This window comes from Synechococcus sp. MU1642, assembly GCF_020514115.1.
Lineage (GTDB): Bacteria > Cyanobacteriota > Cyanobacteriia > PCC-6307 > Cyanobiaceae > Parasynechococcus.
Genome location: NZ_VTKZ01000001.1, coordinates 414845 through 431893 on the forward strand (window position 1 = coordinate 414845; position 17049 = coordinate 431893).

Annotated in this window: 15 protein-coding genes; 7 read left to right on the forward strand and 8 right to left on the reverse strand. The window is 55.5% G+C overall.

What is annotated here, in order from left to right:
- The first annotated feature begins 1 nt into the window (after nt 1).
- Genes FZZ85_RS02545 through FZZ85_RS02555 form a run of 3 tightly spaced genes read left to right on the forward strand, consistent with a single transcriptional unit; the run spans nt 2 to nt 2844 of the window.
- Nucleotides 2-1699, forward strand: coding sequence for a PDZ domain-containing protein (locus FZZ85_RS02545; protein ID WP_226411879.1), 1698 nt, complete (start codon nt 2-4; stop codon nt 1697-1699).
- Nucleotides 1681-2568: an N-acetylmuramoyl-L-alanine amidase gene (locus tag FZZ85_RS02550; RefSeq protein WP_226411881.1), complete on the forward strand. Its 888-nt coding sequence runs from the start codon at nt 1681-1683 to the stop codon at nt 2566-2568. Before FZZ85_RS02545 ends, FZZ85_RS02550 begins: the two co-directional genes overlap by 19 nt.
- Nucleotides 2569-2604: 36 nt before the next feature.
- Nucleotides 2605-2844, forward strand: coding sequence for a TIGR03643 family protein (locus tag FZZ85_RS02555; RefSeq protein WP_226411883.1), 240 nt, complete (start codon nt 2605-2607; stop codon nt 2842-2844).
- Nucleotides 2845-2861: 17 nt separating this feature from the next.
- Here the strand turns inward: FZZ85_RS02555 and FZZ85_RS02560 are convergent, their stop codons facing one another.
- Nucleotides 2862-3107, reverse strand: a complete 246-nt coding sequence (locus FZZ85_RS02560) for a hypothetical protein (RefSeq protein ID WP_226411885.1) — start codon at nt 3105-3107, stop codon at nt 2862-2864.
- A gap of 214 nt (nt 3108-3321) precedes the next feature.
- Nucleotides 3322-4092: a helicase DnaB gene (locus tag FZZ85_RS02565; protein ID WP_226411887.1), complete on the reverse strand. Its 771-nt coding sequence runs from the start codon at nt 4090-4092 to the stop codon at nt 3322-3324.
- 115 nt (nt 4093-4207) lie between these two features.
- On the opposite strand from FZZ85_RS02565, the gene FZZ85_RS02570 reads away from it, so the two are divergent.
- Nucleotides 4208-5806 (forward strand): glucose-6-phosphate isomerase, encoded by a 1599-nt coding sequence (locus tag FZZ85_RS02570; protein ID WP_226411889.1) that lies wholly within the window; start codon nt 4208-4210, stop codon nt 5804-5806.
- An 11-nt stretch (nt 5807-5817) separates the two neighbouring features.
- Here FZZ85_RS02570 and leuS read toward each other — a convergent pair whose 3' ends face one another.
- The gene (gene leuS, locus FZZ85_RS02575; RefSeq protein WP_226411891.1) at nt 5818-8427 is read right to left on the reverse strand and encodes a leucine--tRNA ligase; all 2610 of its coding nucleotides are present in this window, start codon (nt 8425-8427) and stop codon (nt 5818-5820) included.
- A gap of 394 nt (nt 8428-8821) precedes the next feature.
- Here leuS and FZZ85_RS02580 point away from each other — a divergent pair, with 394 nt between their 5' ends.
- Nucleotides 8822-10210, forward strand: a complete 1389-nt coding sequence (locus tag FZZ85_RS02580; RefSeq protein ID WP_226411893.1) for a hypothetical protein — start codon at nt 8822-8824, stop codon at nt 10208-10210.
- A 958-nt stretch (nt 10211-11168) separates the two neighbouring features.
- Here FZZ85_RS02580 and FZZ85_RS02585 read toward each other — a convergent pair.
- From FZZ85_RS02585 to FZZ85_RS02595, 3 genes are all read right to left on the reverse strand, one after another.
- Entirely contained in the window at nt 11169-11591 is a 423-nt protein-coding gene (locus FZZ85_RS02585; protein WP_226411895.1) for a hypothetical protein, read from the reverse strand.
- Between the two features lie 156 nt (nt 11592-11747).
- The gene (locus tag FZZ85_RS02590; RefSeq protein ID WP_226411897.1) at nt 11748-12617 is read right to left on the reverse strand and encodes a hypothetical protein; all 870 of its coding nucleotides are present in this window, start codon (nt 12615-12617) and stop codon (nt 11748-11750) included.
- Between the two features lie 232 nt (nt 12618-12849).
- Entirely contained in the window at nt 12850-13026 is a 177-nt protein-coding gene (locus tag FZZ85_RS02595; protein WP_226411899.1) for a hypothetical protein, read from the reverse strand.
- 225 nt (nt 13027-13251) lie between these two features.
- On the opposite strand from FZZ85_RS02595, the gene FZZ85_RS02600 reads away from it, so the two are divergent.
- Entirely contained in the window at nt 13252-13515 is a 264-nt protein-coding gene (locus FZZ85_RS02600) for a DUF3104 domain-containing protein (protein WP_226411901.1), read from the forward strand.
- A 271-nt stretch (nt 13516-13786) separates the two neighbouring features.
- The gene (locus tag FZZ85_RS02605; protein WP_226411903.1) at nt 13787-13957 is read left to right on the forward strand and encodes a hypothetical protein; all 171 of its coding nucleotides are present in this window, start codon (nt 13787-13789) and stop codon (nt 13955-13957) included.
- Nucleotides 13958-14785: 828 nt separating this feature from the next.
- On the opposite strand, the gene FZZ85_RS02610 is transcribed toward FZZ85_RS02605, so the two are convergent.
- Complete coding sequence (locus FZZ85_RS02610) at nt 14786-15295, reverse strand: hypothetical protein (protein WP_226411905.1); 510 nt, start codon at nt 15293-15295, stop codon at nt 14786-14788.
- Between the two features lie 151 nt (nt 15296-15446).
- Nucleotides 15447-16265, reverse strand: a complete 819-nt coding sequence (locus FZZ85_RS02615) for a PD-(D/E)XK nuclease family protein (RefSeq protein WP_226411907.1) — start codon at nt 16263-16265, stop codon at nt 15447-15449.
- Nucleotides 16266-17049: the final 784 nt, after the last annotated feature.

The window sequence follows — 17049 nt, forward strand, 5'->3', positions numbered from 1 at the left end:
CGTGTTCGAACCGGTTCAGATCCGGCTCGATCTGAGCCATCCCCAAACCCAGACCATCTCGGTGTCCATCCAGTGGACACCGCAGACCCATCGTCAGACCTTCCAGCTGCCGGTCTGGACGCCGGGTTCCTACACCGTGCGTGATCACGCCCAACACCTGCACAGCCTGCAGCTGCATGCCAACAGAGAGGAGCTTCCGGTGCGTCGCACGGCGCCGCACCAATGGCTCTGCGATCTGCCGGATCTGAGCCCGCTCACGCTCAACTATCAGGTTGAGGCACGGGATCTGACCGTCCGTACCGGGTTGCTGGATCCCGATTTCGCCTCGCTCTGCCTTGCCGCAGTGGCAATGGAGATCGACGGCTGCCGCTGGTCAACGCACCACGTTGTCGTGACGGCCCCACAGCACTGGAGTGTGCATCTGCCGCTGGAGGCCAGTGCTGAGGGCTGGGTCGCTGCTGATTTCGATGCTCTCGTGGACAGCCCGCTGCATGCGGGGCCCTTTCAGGCGGAACCCTTCACGGTGGAGGGCAAGAACCATGAGCTGCTGCTAATCGGCACGCCGCCGATGGGTTGGCCGCCGAGCTTTATCAGCGACATTGAGAACGTGTGCAGCGCTGCCTGTCGCTTGCTGGGAACTCCACCTCCGGCGGGAGATCGCTACCAGCTGGTTCTGCAACTGCTCGATCAGGGCTATGGCGGCCTGGAACACGATCACAGTGCTGTGTTGCAGTTCAGTTGGTCGGCCCTTGCCAAGCCCAAGGGCTACCGGCAGCTGTTGCAGTTGATCGGCCATGAATATCTGCATCAGTGGAATGTGCGGCGGCTGCGCCCTGTTGAGCTGCGGCCCTACGACTACGGGCAGGCGGTGATCACCGAAGGCCTCTGGTTTGCCGAGGGAATCACCAGCTACTTCGACCTCAGCCTGCCCCTGCTGGCGGGGTGTTCGGATCGGCCGACTCTGCTCAAGGATCTGGGGGAAGAGCTTTCCATCGTGCTGATGTCACCCGGCTGTTCGGTCCAGTCGCTGGCGGCCAGTGCCCGTGAGGCGTGGATCAAGCTTTACAAGGCGACGCCAGCCTCTCGGGACAGCCAGATCAGCTACTACCGCCTCGGTGCTGCGGTGGCCTTCTGCTTGGATGTCCGCCTGCGGCGGCGCGGCCACTCCATGGCCGCGATCCTGCGGGAGTTGTGGCAGGGCCCCGGCCGTCAGGCCCGTGGCTACTGCCGTGATGACCTCAAGGCCGCCCTGGCTCCATGGGATGCCGAACTTCCGATGGATCTGGATCAATGGTTGGACCAGCCCGAGGCCCTTCCCCTCCTTGATTGCGTGGAGGCTCTGGGGCTGCGTATGGACCCTGTGCCGCTTAAGCATCCCGACCACGGACTCACTCTCAAGGATGCTCAGGGTGCCGCTTTGATTCAAAGGGTGCGGCGGGACAGTCCCGGCCAAGTGGCCGGGCTTGTGGTGGGCGATGAGCTGTTGGCGATCAACGGCTACCGGGTGCGTCGCAGCAGTGACCTTTCAGTTCTGCTTGAGAGGCAGAAGTGTGTACGCGTCACCTATTCACGACGCAGCCTGCTCAAGGAGACCCAGCTTTCCCCCGATACCGGTGTGGACCATTGGGTGTTGGATTGGGATCCTGGGTGCACAACGGAACAACGGCGGTTGCGGGATCGATGGTTCGAGATCGTTTAAGCCCTTGCTGGAGCGGTGTCTTGAACCGCGTTAATGAGCACCGGTCGCTCGCGATCAGCGTTGCTGCTGCGGGGGCGTTGGCTCTTGGATTGACCGGCTGGGTGTTGATGGATCAAGAGGAGCTGTCCCCCGTGGTGATGGAACGCGGTCGCCAACGGGAGGACAACCCCTCCTCATCGTTGCCTTTGCCGCCGAAGTCGCGCTCCTGGCTGTCGCCACTGGCCCGCCAGTGCTCGGGTGTGGACACCACTTTGCGGTCGCGTTTAAACCAGCTCGAAGCCCGCTCGAGTTCCTGGCGGGCCTTCGTGAAGATCGATCCCACCAATTTTGGTGAGCGCTACGACAAGGATGCCTACGGCCGTGTGATTGATGCCACGCCGCGGGTGGTGGTGCTGCACGAAACCGTCTATCCGCTGAGCTCCGCCTTAAACACCTTCATGACGCCCCACACGCGGGATGAAGATCAAGTGAGCTATCACACGTTGGTGGGCCAGGACGGGCGCGTTGTTGATCTGGTGGACCCGTTAAGTCGTGCCTACGGCGCGGGTTATTCCGCCTTCCTGGGGGAGTGGGCGATCACCAACAAAAAGATCAAGGGCTCCGTTAACAACTTTGCCTTGCACCTGAGCCTGGAAACCCCGCTGTCAGGGGCGAATGCCTATGGCTCTCATACGGGCTACACCACCCAGCAATACGACGCGTTGGCTTTGGTGTTGTCCGGTTGGATCCGCTCCTTCAATCTGCCGCCGGCGTCGATCACCACCCATCGTCATGTTGATCTGGGCGGAGAACGCGGTGATCCGCGCAGTTTTGACTGGTCGAAACTGCAGAAGCGACTCGCTGCCCTCGGGGACCTCTGCGTGAGCTGAAGCGTCGTTAGCGTTCGGTATCTGTTCAGTGCGTCGTTGACAACGCTCACCAGCGAAGATCTCGATCGGATCATTGAAATGGCCTGGGAAGACCGGACTCCCTTCGAGGCGATTGAATTTCAATTCGGACTCTCCGAGCCGCAGGTGATTGCTGTGATGCGGCAACAGATGAAAGCGTCGTCGTTCAAGCTCTGGCGCAAGCGGGTGAGTGGTCGCAAAACCAAACACGCCGCCACCAGCCGCTCCGATCGGTTCCGCGCGAGCTGCCATAAGTGATTGCATTTTGCGTCGGTTCAGCGAAAGACTTCACGCAGGATTTCCTCCGCAAGACCCACCGGAATCACGCCTGGTGGGACGTTGGCAGGCGAGCTGCGGAAACTTGGGCCTGAGATCAGACATGCAGCCATTTGACCCATGGCTCCACCCAGAGGGCCGAGATCAGCTCTGGATTGGGGATGAGCGGTGAAGGCCCTGACGCAGCCATAGAAATCCCTGGCGTCCTTGCACTGGGCAGCCACCTCGGCATCGACCTGAGCCAATACTCGGTTGGGAACAGCAGGCCAAACGCAATCGGTATCAGGAGTTGTTTCATCGATTTTCCGTGTTGGATCGATGAAACGACAACCATTAATTATCAGTCCCCCTGTCGGGAGATCTTTGGTGAGGCTTTTATCCCTCATCTGAGGGATGAGGGATGAGGGAACGAGGGATTGGATCGGCCTCTGCCAACAGACAAGTCCTCCCCGTGGAGTTTTAAACAGTGATGTACGGATTCGGTTGATGAAAGCCGTAAATCAACCCATGCAGTTCAGGGTCTTGCATGTAGCCCAGCACCCGCGCCGGGTAATCCGATTTTCCGTTATGCAGATACGTGAGGGTGGCAATCGCCTTGGCATCGAGATACGAGCGACTTGCTTGCAGCATCAAGTTGTCCGGCAGACCCAGAGCCAACTTCAGCCGTTGGAACTTCGCCGCCAGCAGGGTGATGTTCATCTTGGGGTCCAGCAGTTGATTGCGAGCCCATGTGATTTCTTCCGGCGTTGGGTTCTCGGAAAGTCGCTTTTGATGAATGAGCTCAGCAATGCCGAGCTGTGCAAGGCCATGGGTCTTCACCAGGCCGGAGTGGGCAATGAAGGGTAGGCTCTCTCCCGGCTTGGAGTGCTGTATCTCGTCGAAGAGAACGGCCGTGATCAACATCGGATTCACCTGATGCGCCGCTGCTTCGCGCAGGATCACCGGTTTGAGCTTCCGTAGGCGATTCAAGGTTGATGAGCGCAGCGGTTTGAGCTGATCGATGCTGCTTGTGAACAACTGGGCCAGCTGCGTCTGAGGGCCGTGAACCCCGAAGCGCCTTTGGAGCAGCTTCAGTTCCTGCGGTGTGAAGTCGGTCGGCTCGAGCCTGTCTTGCCCCATCACACGCAAATGATCTTGACGCTCAGCGACTGGCTGTGACCACTGACTGACCAGCAAGAGGCTCGCTGCCATCGCCAGCAGCCCAGTGGTAAGTCGCAGTGGCTCAGCCATGGGGGCTGGAAATGGGGTCTACGGAATGTGACATGAAACTAGCCGGGGTGTCCTTTTGCGTGGGCATCCCGTCAGATTCTGGATACGTTCGGCAGGACCGCATCGTTCGCCCGGCATGAGCTTTCCGGATTTCAACGCTTCCGACGCTCATATTCAGTGGCAACGGTTCTGCGACCTCGGCTGGTATCACGATGATCTGGGCGTCTGGCTCGACATCAGCCGGATGCACTTGAACGCCGCAGACCTGCAGGCTCTGCAGCCGCGGATGGACAAGGCTTTCGCTGCTATGCAGGAGCTGGAAGCCGGTGCAATCGCCAATCCAGATGAGCAGCGCCAGGTTGGTCACTACTGGCTGCGCACCCCCGAACTCGCCCCTTCCTCAGAGCTGCAGCACCACATCTCCAGGGAAATCGATCTGATCGCGGCCTTCGGGCGCGATGTGATTAATGGAACGATCAAGGCGCCCAACGGCGAAACCTTCACCGATGTGCTCTGGATCGGCATCGGCGGTAGTGGTCTGGGCCCCGCCTTGATGATCAAGGCCCTGCAGAACCCAGGCGAGGGTCTCCCTTTCCATTTCTTCGACAACGTCGACCCCGACGGGATGAGCAACGTCCTGGCAGGGTTGCAGGATCGTCTTGACCGCACCCTGGTGGTGACGGTGAGCAAGTCTGGGGGCACCCCAGAACCCCACCTCGGCATGGAGCAGGCCCGCCATCGACTCGAGGCCGCTGGTGGCCAGTGGGCCGGTCAGGCCGTTGCCGTGACGATGCTCGACAGCAAGCTGGATCAGCAGGCTCAGGCCGAGGGGTGGCTCAAGCGCTTTGACATGTTCGATTGGGTGGGTGGCCGCACCAGCATCACCAGTGCTGTTGGTCTGCTTCCCGGTGCCCTGATCGGTTGCGATATCCGCGACTTCCTCGCCGGCGCATCTCAGATGGATGCCGCCACCCGCGCAGCGAATCTGCGTCGCAATCCAGCGGCCCTGATGGCCGCCTCCTGGTATGTGGCCGGTGATGGTCGCGGTCAGCGTGACATGGTTGTTCTGCCCTACCGCGATCGCCTTGAGGTGTTCAGCCGCTACCTCCAGCAGCTGGTGATGGAATCCCTGGGCAAGCGCCTGAATCGCAACGGTGAGGTTGTTCACCAGGGCATCGCTGTTTACGGCAACAAAGGCTCCACTGACCAGCACGCCTATGTGCAGCAACTGCGCGATGGTGTCGACAACTTCTTCGCCACGTTCATCGAGGTGCTTGAGGACGTGAACGATATCCCCACGATTGACGGAGAATGCCCCGGCGACTTTCTCGATGGTTTCCTGCAGGGCACCCGCTCAGCCCTCAGTGAGGGTGGGCGCCAGAGCATGACGATCAGCATGCGCCGCTTTGATGCACGCCGTCTCGGTGCCCTCATCGCTCTGTTCGAGCGCGCCGTCGGTCTCTATGGCGAACTTGTGAACATCAACGCCTACCACCAGCCCGGCGTTGAAGCCGGCAAGAAGGCGGCGGCGGTGATTCTCGACTTGCAAGTCCGTGTTGAGGCGATCCTGGCCGACGGTGTGGCCCGTTCCGCCGATGAGATCCGCCTGGCCCTCGGGGATGGCACCGACGAATCCATCTTCTGGATCCTGCGTCACCTCACCGGCAACCAACGCGGTTTCTGTGCTCAGGGCGACTGGAGCCAGCCCGCCTCGATGCGCTTCAGCAAAGGCTGATCCTCCTTGGCTCAGGGCACCAGGTTCACCAGTTTTCCGGGGACAACAATCACCCGCCGGGGGGCGGCGCCCTCCAACCACTTTTGGGCGACGTCACTGGCCAGAACCAGCCGTTCCAGCTCCTCCTTGCCGGCGGAGGCAGGAACCTGCAGTTTGCCCCGCACCTTGCCTTTTACCTGGATCACCACTTCAACGCTGTCTTGCACCAAGGCCGTTGGATCCAGCACCGGCCAGCTTTGACGGTGCACGCTGCCGCTTCCCCCGAGACGGCTCCAGAACTCCTCTGCCAAATGCGGCGCGAACGGAGCTAGAAGTCGAATCAGCCCCGAAAGAGCCTCCTGAAGCACAGGAGTACTGAGGGCATCGATGCCTGTGGAGCTGATGGCATTGGAGAGCTTCATTAACTCGGAGATTGCCGTGTTCAGCTGAATCTCGTCACTGAGATCCTCGCTGACGGCTTCGATGGCCAGGTGCAGCGCCCGGCGTACGCCGCTGTCGGTATCGCTCAAATCGACCGGCCGTTGTAGCGGCTCGAGTGAGTCGATGCGGGCAGCACCCGCCTCAACAAGGCGCCAGAGCCGTTGCAGGAAGCGGAACTGGCCTTCCACATCTGCGTCATCCCACTCCAGATCCTTCTCCGGCGGTGCCTTGAACAGGATGAACATCCGGGCCGTGTCTGCGCCGTAGCGATCAATCACCGCCGCGGGGTCGACGCCGTTGTACTTCGACTTCGACATCTTCTCGAACAACACCTCGAGTTTGTCCCCGGTGTTGGGGTCGCGAGGATCCTCCGGATCCGCCACATCCGCTGGAGCGATGTACTTGCCGGTCGTCGCATTGCGGTAGGTGATGGCTTGCACCATGCCCTGCGTGAGGAGCCGTTCAAACGGTTCGTTGATGTCGATCAGGCCTCGATCCTTCAGTGCCTTGGTGAAGAAGCGTGCATAAAGCAGGTGCAGGATCGCGTGTTCAATGCCGCCCACGTATTGCTTCACGGGCAACCAGCGGTTCACCGCTTCTTTGCTGAAGGGTTTCTCGGTGTTGTCGGGATCTGCGAACCGCAGGAAATACCAGGAGGAACACATGAAGGTGTCCATGGTGTCGGTTTCCCGCTTGGCAGGCTTGCCGCAGGTCGGGCAGGCCACGTTGACCCAGTCGCTCTGCTGGCTCAGGGGCGAACCTCCCTTGCCGGAGAGATCAATGCCCCGGGGCAGTTCCACCGGCAGCTCTTCGCGCGGCACAGGAACAGTACCGCAGTCATCGCAGTGGATGACAGGAATTGGGCAGCCCCAGTAGCGCTGCCGCGAGATCAGCCAATCGCGCAGGCGATAGGTGACCTTGCTGCGGCCCCAACCCTGCTCGGCGCCGTGGCCGGTAATAACGCCCTTGGCCTCGCTGGAGGCGGTGCCATCGAAGGTGCCGGAGTTGATCAGTGTTCCGGCATCCGTCCAGGCCTGACCGGCCGCGATGGCTTCAACAGCTCCTTCGGCATCGATCACCTGCTGGATCGGCAGACCATTCGACTGGGCAAAGGCAATGTCGCGCTGATCGTGGGCCGGCACGCCCATCACGGCGCCTGTGCCGTACTCGGCCAACACGTAATCGGCGATCCACACCGGCAGCACTACCCCCGTCAAGGGGTTGATCACGTGACTGCCGATGGGCACCCCCCGTTTGGGCCGGTCATCACTGGTGCGTTCGATCGTGCTGAGACGAGCTACCTCCTTGCGGAAGGCCTCCACCGTCTCCCTCTGTTCCGTGCTGGTGAGGCTGTCCACCAGCTCGTTTTCAGGAGCCAGGACCACATAGCTCGCCCCAGCGAGGGTGTCGGGTCGGGTGGTGAACACCGTGATTGTCTGATCCTGTTTCCCTTCAACGCTGAAGTTGATCTCCGCGCCTTCGGAACGGCCGATCCAGTTGGCCTGCATGGTGCGCACCCGTTCCGGCCAGCCCTTGAGGGCATCCAGGTCGTTGAGTAGTGGTTCGGCGTAGTCGGTGATGCGCAGGAACCATTGGTTCAGCTGGCGTTGTTCCACCAGGGCTCCGGAGCGCCAGGAGCGGCCTTCACCATCCACCTGCTCATTGGCCAGCACGGTCTGATCAATGGGATCCCAGTTGACGGTGGCGTTCTTGCGATAGGCCAGCCCCCCTTCGAGGAGTTCAAGGAAAAGCCACTGGGTCCAGCGGTAGTAGTCGCTGTGGCAGGTCGCCTGCTCGCGGCTCCAGTCGATCGACAAGCCAAGCCGATCCAGCTGCGCCCGCATCTGATCGATGTTGCGGTCGGTCCACTCGCCGGGGTCCACATTGCGTTCGATCGCCGCGTTTTCCGCGGGAAGTCCGAAGGCATCCCAGCCCATCGGATGCACCACGGCATGGCCCCGCATTCGTTGAACCCGGGCGATCACATCGGTGATTACGTAATTGCGCACATGGCCCATGTGCAGGCTGCCCGAGGGGTACGGGAACATCGACAGGGCAAAGAAGCCCGTTTTCTCACTGCTTTCTTCGGTGATGTCCACCCCATCTGCCTTCCAGCTCTCCTGCCAGTGCTTCTCCAGCGCAGCTGGGTCATAACGACCGGTCTGGGCACTGGCGTCGACGGCAGGGTTGGCAGCGTTCACGGATCCAGCGCTCGGCAAGGTTGCGATCGTGCCACATGCCTGGTGTTCAACCGAGGGAGCTGATCACGCTGATCTGACGACGGTTGATCAACATGGGCCGGCTGCTGCCCGCACGTTCGATGGAAAGAAATCAAGGGTCCTGCCAGATCAGACGCCCCTAGATGGTCTCCTTTCCCACCACCGCAATGCTGAGGGGAAGCTGTTCACGGATTCTGCTCTGCAGCAATCGAACCCCGGAAGTCTTGGATCGAGTGGAGATGCCTCCATAGGATTGGGGGGAATACCGGCCACGCATGCTGCAGTTCAGCAAAGATTGGCTGAAATCAGCGTATAACTGGGTATTGGGCGTTGAAACCGCTCAATACCAACCAAATACCAACCTTGTTTCAGGTCCGTGCCGCGGATTTCGCAAAAACAGGCTGTCCTGAATGGGCGAGGAGCAGTTGTTCAGTACGCCTCAGGAAGCAGTGCTGGAGGTTGGTTCTACAGGGAGCTGGTCCCTGGGACTAAGTCCTACAGAACAAGGCGCATAGAAGGAGCCCAAACGCTCGAGGAAGCCGTGTCAGCAGCCACTGATGTGGCATTCCAGCTGAACTCCGCTTCAGCAGGCTCTGAAGCGGTTCTAGGGGGTGTTCTTAGGCAGCGAACCGGAGCTGAGAAGCAACACGTCACTTCCTCAGTCCGCACACCTAGGTCTTTGACCATGGAATCGGCCTTAGGGGGATTCGAAAAGGAGGAGCTTCTTCGGGTTAAGGCAGGTCACATCACTGAGGAGACCCACCGGAACAAGATCCGAACGCTCAGGAAGCACCTCATCCCTTTCCTGGAATCCAAGTACGTCGTTCAAACCAATCAGATCAGACCTGACAGCTTTCAGGACTACGCGCTGTGGCGAGCGAATGCGACTCCTTTGAGCATCAATCGTGAAATCGTTCAAATCCGTGACTTTCTAAGGAACTATCTGGTCAGGCATCGCCTGATGTCAGCTGAACTCCTGGCTGACAAAGGACTCTTTAGAAAGCTTCCGATCCGACAGACAGACCTAATGGCAAACCCAGCCATTAACCCTGAGGACTGGAAGTTGATCATTGACTGGATACGTGGTCCATTCCGTAAGGAGGTGGAAGAGGACTCAAATCACAAGTGGCATTACTGGAGAACTGCTTTCTGGCACTTTGCACTTCTGTTGAAGAACAGCGGTATGTCGCCTGAGGAGGCGATCAAGCTGAAGTGGAAGCAGATTGAGTTCCGCAATGAACCCAGAAGAACGTCAAGAGGAGGTACCGAAGATTGGATTGTTACCTACATCAATACAGTCAGATCAAAGACAAAGCAGGTAAGGGAGATCCCTTGCAATCAGGGGAGAGAATTACAGCGATGGCTTGAGTTCCAACGTCAGTATATCAAGGACAACAACATTTCAACAGAGATAACTTTGGATACGCATGTGTTTGGACAGCCAATGAAAGATTGGCGGCCTTGGGAACGGAATCAATTTGGTAAAGCATGGATAAAGGCAAGGAATGCCGTAGGTACACAGCTCAAGGGCCACAAGTTTTCAAAAAAACTTTATACGCTTTATTCATTGCGATCTACTTTCATCGAAGATCATCTTGTTAAAGGTACTGACATCTTTTTGTTGTCGAGGATTGCTGGTCACGACGTGAAGATCCTTCAACGTCACTACGAAAGAATGGACATCCGATTGAGGTCGCGAGAAATTACACAGATTGAATTTGGCAAAACCAGGGATGAGTCACTGCTAATAAATCACTTTGAATAGATCCGGCTAAGAATCCCCTCTAAGGCGCCTTATATAGCGCGAAGGCCGAATCCCTATCCACGCTCACCATGAAGCCCTACAGTTGCTTCTATAGGCTTCTCAGCATCACATTTATCAAGAGCAATTATCTCTGCATAAAACAGTGCCATGACGCCAACAATGCAAGCTGAAATTGCAGCTACTGTGCCGGTCTGCGTGAGGAACAGTGTGAAGAGTAGTTCGTTAAGCATTGATCCCTCCATCTCTCTGGATTCTTTCTACTGCTGCTCATGTGGGAGGTGAAGTTCGCATTATCGAACCGATCCGTCATGTTTGCAGGGAGAAAGCAATAAACGGTCTATACAGGAAGAGCCAGCTCCCTGCCTTTTATAGGTAGAAGCGATCCCCGGTCTATAGAGGAAGAAGTGCCCCTCAGTGTATACGGAGACAAGTGATCCACTATGTATACAGAGGGAGATGAGCACCTTTATATAAGGGAGAGTCGACCCCTGCCGTATACCGGGAGAAGCGATCCCACATGTATAGAGGGAGAAGCAATCCCTGCCTTAGACAGGGGGGAAGCTCAATAGGACAGGTATACAGAGAGAAAGACAGTCAAGGAAATGACTTAAACACGCTTACTCTCTTGTTCCATAAGAGAACAAGCCGTGTAAGTACGGACCACAAACGACACATCTACTTATTGATATTAGATTACTGAACGAAATTCTTTTGATTACGACTGAACAACTACTTATCAATTCTTAGATGACTGAACATCATTAACTACAACACACGACTAATGACTGAACCAATCGCTAACCTAAATGATGCCTTTGATCTCTTCTTTGAAGGAGGCACTGTCCGACTTTGACTAAAAGAGGGGATCACCCGCGAGACTCTGCTTGATGAAAAGCTCGACAAGTTGAAGTTTCTAATCCCAGAGAATCCTGTTCATAATAACTATAAGATCTAGGAATTAGTCGCTTCTTCTTTTTCGTGGCTTAACCCACTTAGCAATTAAAGCCCTGAAGATCCAGTTTCGATCAATTTTCCATCGATCGATTCGTTCTGTTCTCTCCTTTCTTTCTTGGTGCTGTATCTCACGACCATGGAAGGCATCAAACCATGATGCAGGCTTATAGCCCTTGACCTTTTCGTGTTTCTCTCGGAGTTGATCAATCAGATCATGATATTCACGTTGCGTGTATCCAATCTCCTGCAATAACCAGCAGATTTCTGCCAAGCTCTGCTCAGGTGTATAAGGACCAAAGACTTCCGTCTTGCCAGCTGGGGTGCAATAGCTGCAGTGTTCATCAAGCAGCTCCCTTAATGCATAGTTGAAATCGTCTTCGTGACCGTAGGGCTGACCCTTGAATCCCACTAAATAGAGAAAGCCCACGACTTAGCCACCTCGCTCAACAGTTGAAGGTCTCCTCAACTCATCCTTAACGAACCCAGCAACTCCGGCAACCAATGGAATCGTCATCCCAGCAACAGCAAGCAAAGCCATGGCTTGGATGAACCATTTTGGTGAGAGTGGTTTGTCTTCCATCAATCAGTTTGTCCTGATTTCATATGCACTTCTAAGCAGGTGAAGAAGTGCCTCTCTCTTTTGCTCAAGATCATTCTCCGTAACCCGGATTCTGTATTGCTTCCATCGTGAATCGTAATCGAGGCAATCAAGTTCAGCGGATTCAATAAACTGATCATTCTCTTGTGACTTTGGAATCTTGATATCCGCTCTTAATACTGATTTCTGCGGTCTGCAGATCGCAAAATTATTTGCTCTTCCATCAATCCAAAATCCCATATAGTGCTTGTTATAACTGAACTCCGTAGAGCTAGGCAGGAACTCTGAGCATATCACCAGTATCTTGTCGGCTAATGAGATCGTTTTCCTGCTACCTCGGTTCTCCCAATAAGAGCGATCAGTTATTGGGGCAACTTCTTCGTCATCGTCTACAAATCCTCTTGAGACAGTGTCCAGGACAGTGGTGAAGTGCAAGCCCACTCCTTCTCCTGTCTCAATAGCACTGAATTGAATAGCCATAATTGGGATATGACCATTGAAGAGACTAATTACATTGAGGAATCGACTTGTTATGTCCTCGGCAACTATTACAGCTGTGTGATCGTATTGAGGATACCTTTTTCTTTCAATATCCCAATATTCGATAGTTCTAATTATGTGTGATTCATCTGAGGCTCCCAGTTGGATTTCCACCTCATAGCGGCCATGACCATCCGCTTCTTGCAGCAGTAGATCTAGTCGGCCTGCATTCCGGTGGACCCTCTCTTTGTCTTTGAGAACGACATCGCCAATTCCCAAGATTGATGGGTCCTCAGCAATGACATCCTGTACCCAACGCTCATTTAGCGATGGGTGGTTCTTGAGCTGTATTTGACGGAGCTTGACGTGCTGCATCAAGAAGACCCACTTGAACTCATTTTGATGCTTTGACCGCCGGATTTATCGCTCCTGAAATCCGACAGAAATTTCTGAACCCCTTTTACGTATAGACACGGCCGCAAACCTCCCCCATAACCCCTCCGATCTACGGCTCAGCAGAAGCTCCCCAGCAAGGTTCCACTTGTTGCCAGCCAACGCGATGCAACTCCTTCCAGAGCTGCTCTGTCATGTCTTCGGATTCAGTGCTTCAAACCCAATCATCTGAGTACTGCGTCCTTTTGGCTGTCATCACAGCGTTGTCCTCTTCGAGGTGCTCTGCTGCCCACATGCCTTTGACCTCATGGCAGACGCCTTCTCGGTCGCAAACCCTGTAGAGCTCGAAGCCCTCTGGAGCGGTGGTGAGTTTGGTCTTGGTCCCTTTCATGCCTCTATCTTTGCTAACCCAACAAATAGGCGGCAAATCGAGTCCCGTATGGGCAAGTTGAGACAAAAAGTTCAGGTCGTTACATATCCTTGGGTGGCTTAATGATCCGGGTTGCAGCAGGTAACGCTGCTCTAGCGAGGGTCAACCGAACTTCAAGCGTCGGTTTTACCCATTGCAGTTCACGTGTACTACTGTTTACCTGGTAGGGCGCGACGAGAAAAGCGGATGTCGGTTGATCATTCGGTCGTCACAGAACAGCCAAGCCGCGACCCACTGTTCCTGCATGTCAAAGCAGGGATGACCGTGATCGTTGAAGAGAACGGTGAATGGTGGATGGGTGATGTCGTGTTTGTTGAAGGTGGAGCAAGGAACGTCAAGGTTCCGACCCTCTTTCAAGTGGCAAACGTGGACTCCGGTGTGATCCGTTGGATCAACGCTGATCTGGTGACACATATCGTCCCCAGAATCCACGAACCAGTGGCGGCCTAACTGTCCCCATACAGGGGTTTTGGCACTCATCAAAGAAGAGGAGATTGAACAAGTCAAAGGAGTGCTTGCAGCTCTGATGACCGTCGAGCGAAAGCCCTGAACTGAGCGACAGGTCTTTCGTGCTGATGCTGAGGAGACCCCGGGAGCCGTCACTCTCCTGGGTCTTTTCTTTGGCCTGGTGAGTCACATCACTCCAAGGGTCTGATGTGAACGCTGACCTTGTATCAAATGACGTGCACAGGGGTCTGAAAACGCCGTTAGCGTTGTCGTCATGAAATTTCCGAACTCGGCATACATCGGTGGCGGCGTCATCGTCGCAATCATGTTCTTGGCTGTTTTCGTCGGTGGTGCCAACGCCTGTCATCACAGCGCTGAGACAGCCGAGCAGACCTCCACCGAGGTTCCTCAGAAAGCTGACGAGAAGACTGAAGTCGAAGCCTGAGCACCTTCCAAATGGATGATCGTCTGAAGGTGGCGTTAGGGGCGACGCTCATCGCGGCAATCTTCGCCTTCGGAGCTGGTGGGAACTGGTTGGTGTTCCTTGTCCTCGCCTCCATGGCAGTCCTTGTGACTTGGGACTTCGGCTAGACGTCGATCAGGTTGGGCGTTCTACAAATTGCGTGCTGCACTACTGCTGAGATTGAGGTGAAGTACTTGGCGAGGTTGAGCCAGAGGCTGGAGATTGTTCTGGAGGCTTCTCCTCCGTACTAGTCACAGTGGCCAGACCCTCAGCGCCTGAATCCGTTTCGTCAGTCGATTGATTTGCTTCGGGCTCATCAGGTCGAGCTGGAGGTTCTGAAGCCCTAGTGGTGCAGTCGCGTCTGATTTTTTGGACATCCACTGCGAACTGATTTGCTGCTCCTCCTGCCATTAAGGCTTGCTGCATGTCTCCTAGTTCGTCCATCAGGACTGCAAAGGCTCGGTATCGAGGAACAAGCAAGTCCATCCCTGCGGTGATCCTGCCGCTGTTAGCGCACAAGCCATCAAGGTCAAGGTCTGAGACCTCCTCGAGGCTCTTGTCCAACTCTTCGAGAAGCTCGTTGATTTGCACTTGAAGCTTCTCTGCCACCTGAGCGGCGGTCGGTTCCGCGGGCTCACAAGCTGCCAGCAACAGCAGGGGCAGAAGCAGCAGGAGTCGTTTCATACCTCTGATTGTGCCTTCATCCCGCCTCAGGAGCCCAGCCCATTCGCTTTTGCGCTAAGCAGCGGGGAGCGATTTGGGTCGCCAGATCAGCTGGAGGGTAGAACGGCCAACGTGATCGACGTTTGATCACAGCTGGTAACTGCAGGTTGTTTGCCACTGATCACGACCGCCATAACCGTCGTTTTCCAAGTAAGTCAAACGAACATCGACACCGTTGATTTCGTTAGCGACGTAAAGGTGATCCACGAACACATAGCTCCCTGGATCCCAAAGAGCAGCTTTGATTGCCTGCTCACAGTTTTGAAGCAAGTCCTGACGCGAAGCGGCTTTCAACCTTTCAACAGGCTGCACATAAGACTTGAGCTCTTCGCATTTGAAATGCTCGTCTCCTGTGCCCGGTTCAGCTTTGTTGAGCTGGGTCCGGGTCCAGTCGCACCTCTTGTAGTCAGAGATGATCCCTGCACTCTTGAAATCAAAGTGGGCTTTGGCCTTCTCATCGGTTACAGCCGAAGAAGCAGCGTCTTTTCCATCCGACTTTGTTGGGAGAAATGCGTCTGCATGGCTGTAGTAGTCCCGAGCGCCTAGGCCACCCAGAGTCACAAGCAGAGCTGAGGGAATCAAGTAACGCTTTCTCATTTGCCAATTAAGGCTGAGGCCAAGGATGTCAGAGGTAGCGATTCAGACTCTTATAACCATATGAGTCATTGGGACTCTCGCAGCCTCGGGTTGTCGGACCTGGATGCCATCGAGAGTCAACTTCCCAAATCCGTTGCACTACAGATACCCGTCAGACCGACATCTCGAGTTGCTGATCAAAGATGTTTTGTTCGTAAGTCACTTGATCGCCATGGACCTCGTACCACTCACCAAGAAGGTCCAGCCACTTTTGCTGATACTCCAGAAGCAGGTTGCCTTGGGTCGAAACAACAGTGACAGGTTTGCCATCTTCGGGATGAGCAAATAAGAGACTTGTCCTCGTCACCGGTGCAGGTAGCTGGTCTTTGTAGAGATGGCTTATCGCAAGTGAATACGCAGCCAACTGCAAACGCTGCTGCTCGCAGAACTTAGGTAAGACATTTTTTCCGTGACGCTTGGTCTTGTAGTCGATGAGAACTACATCTTCATTGACAAGCATGAGTCCATCACAACTACCGGCGTACGCGCCAACACCATTGATCGAATGATGCAATGGGACCTCGACTGCCAGTGTTTTCGAGGCTCGTGAAACCAGGTTCTGAAGAGGGTTGATCCACTGCAAATGCTCCTCAACCGGTGCGTGGTCTTGACTTTGTAACCACTTCTCCATGGCCAGGTGGACTGCCGTTCCACGCTTGGCGGATTCTCTAGTGACAGCGTCGTGGTCGATGTCAGGCTCTGACTTCTTCCACTTCGCCTTATCGAAAGGAAACTTCCAACCCAGAATCGAAGTGACGTTTGGAGCGACACGTCCACCACGCTCATACAGGCCGAATTTCCGCCCCTTCGGAAACCAACGCTCACTCACCTTGATGGGAGTGATTGGTTCGAACACGGGGGGCTGAATCACTCCTGAAGTCTGGGCGTTGGGTGTTCCATGAATTTTGACTGGATTGCTCGTAGCAGGCATGGACTACTTACAGCTCTTCATCCCTAAAGAGGGAGGCAGCCATTGGCATCAAGTGAGGGCTCACTGTCATTTCCTGCATGCCACTTTCAGGTGTCTACCTTTCAACCGTCGTCCTTTTTAGGGACATGGGATTCGACGGCGTAGACAAGACTGACCGTTTCATCATTGCTGCTAGGGCACGTGCCAAAGCTGCATTGCACGAATCCTCTCCCAAGCTCACGGCCCTTGAAAAAGCGATGTGGCTCAAGTTGAAGCGAGGGGAACGTCCATGCACAAACAGCAAGGCGTCGTAGAGGAAGGCTCCTCTACGCACCAGCCATGTAGGTGGCCGCCTCCCTTTTGGGATAACGGCTTAGCTCTCTTATTGAGGGTTTAGGCGATCAGCCTCCAGTGGCTACACCCACTACGACGGTTGCAATAGAAACCACGATGCCTCCCCACTTCACCCATTCCGTGCCGTGATCATGAGTGTTGGCGAAGAGAAGAGCGCCAAGCTGCAGAACAACAAGCTTTTCGAACATGACATAGAAGCCAATGGCAATTCTTTTGTAACTTGAGGAACGTGTTCGTGCGGTTACAGTTTCTCTCGTATTGTGTATTAGTTGTTACTTTTGGCTTGAGGTTGATCGCTATCCAGAACGTCTGGCTTTCAAAGAGGGAGGCCGCCCCTCCCAGGTGGAAGAGACGGCCTAGCTCGCTCGCTTGTGCATGGTTCAACCCATCACTTCTGAAGAAAGAAAGGGTCGAAGCTTCTGGCTAGAGGCGCCCTGGGGCCATTTGCTCT

Bases quoted from the DNA above. Each gene is read 5' to 3' on its own strand.
- FZZ85_RS02550 (WP_226411881.1), top strand. From the start codon at position 1,681: ATGGTTCGAGATCGTTTAAGCCCTTGCTGGAGCGGTGTCTTGAACCGC.
- FZZ85_RS02565 (WP_226411887.1), bottom strand. From the start codon at position 4,092: ATGGCTGAGCCACTGCGACTTACCACTGGGCTGCTGGCGATGGCAGCG.
- FZZ85_RS02570 (WP_226411889.1), top strand. From the start codon at position 4,208: ATGAGCTTTCCGGATTTCAACGCTTCCGACGCTCATATTCAGTGGCAA.
- FZZ85_RS02590 (WP_226411897.1), bottom strand. From the start codon at position 12,617: ATGCAGCACGTCAAGCTCCGTCAAATACAGCTCAAGAACCACCCATCG.
- FZZ85_RS02595 (WP_226411899.1), bottom strand. From the start codon at position 13,026: ATGAAAGGGACCAAGACCAAACTCACCACCGCTCCAGAGGGCTTCGAG.
- FZZ85_RS02600 (WP_226411901.1), top strand. From the start codon at position 13,252: ATGTCGGTTGATCATTCGGTCGTCACAGAACAGCCAAGCCGCGACCCA.
- FZZ85_RS02605 (WP_226411903.1), top strand. From the start codon at position 13,787: ATGAAATTTCCGAACTCGGCATACATCGGTGGCGGCGTCATCGTCGCA.
- FZZ85_RS02610 (WP_226411905.1), bottom strand. From the start codon at position 15,295: ATGAGAAAGCGTTACTTGATTCCCTCAGCTCTGCTTGTGACTCTGGGT.
- FZZ85_RS02615 (WP_226411907.1), bottom strand. From the start codon at position 16,265: ATGCCTGCTACGAGCAATCCAGTCAAAATTCATGGAACACCCAACGCC.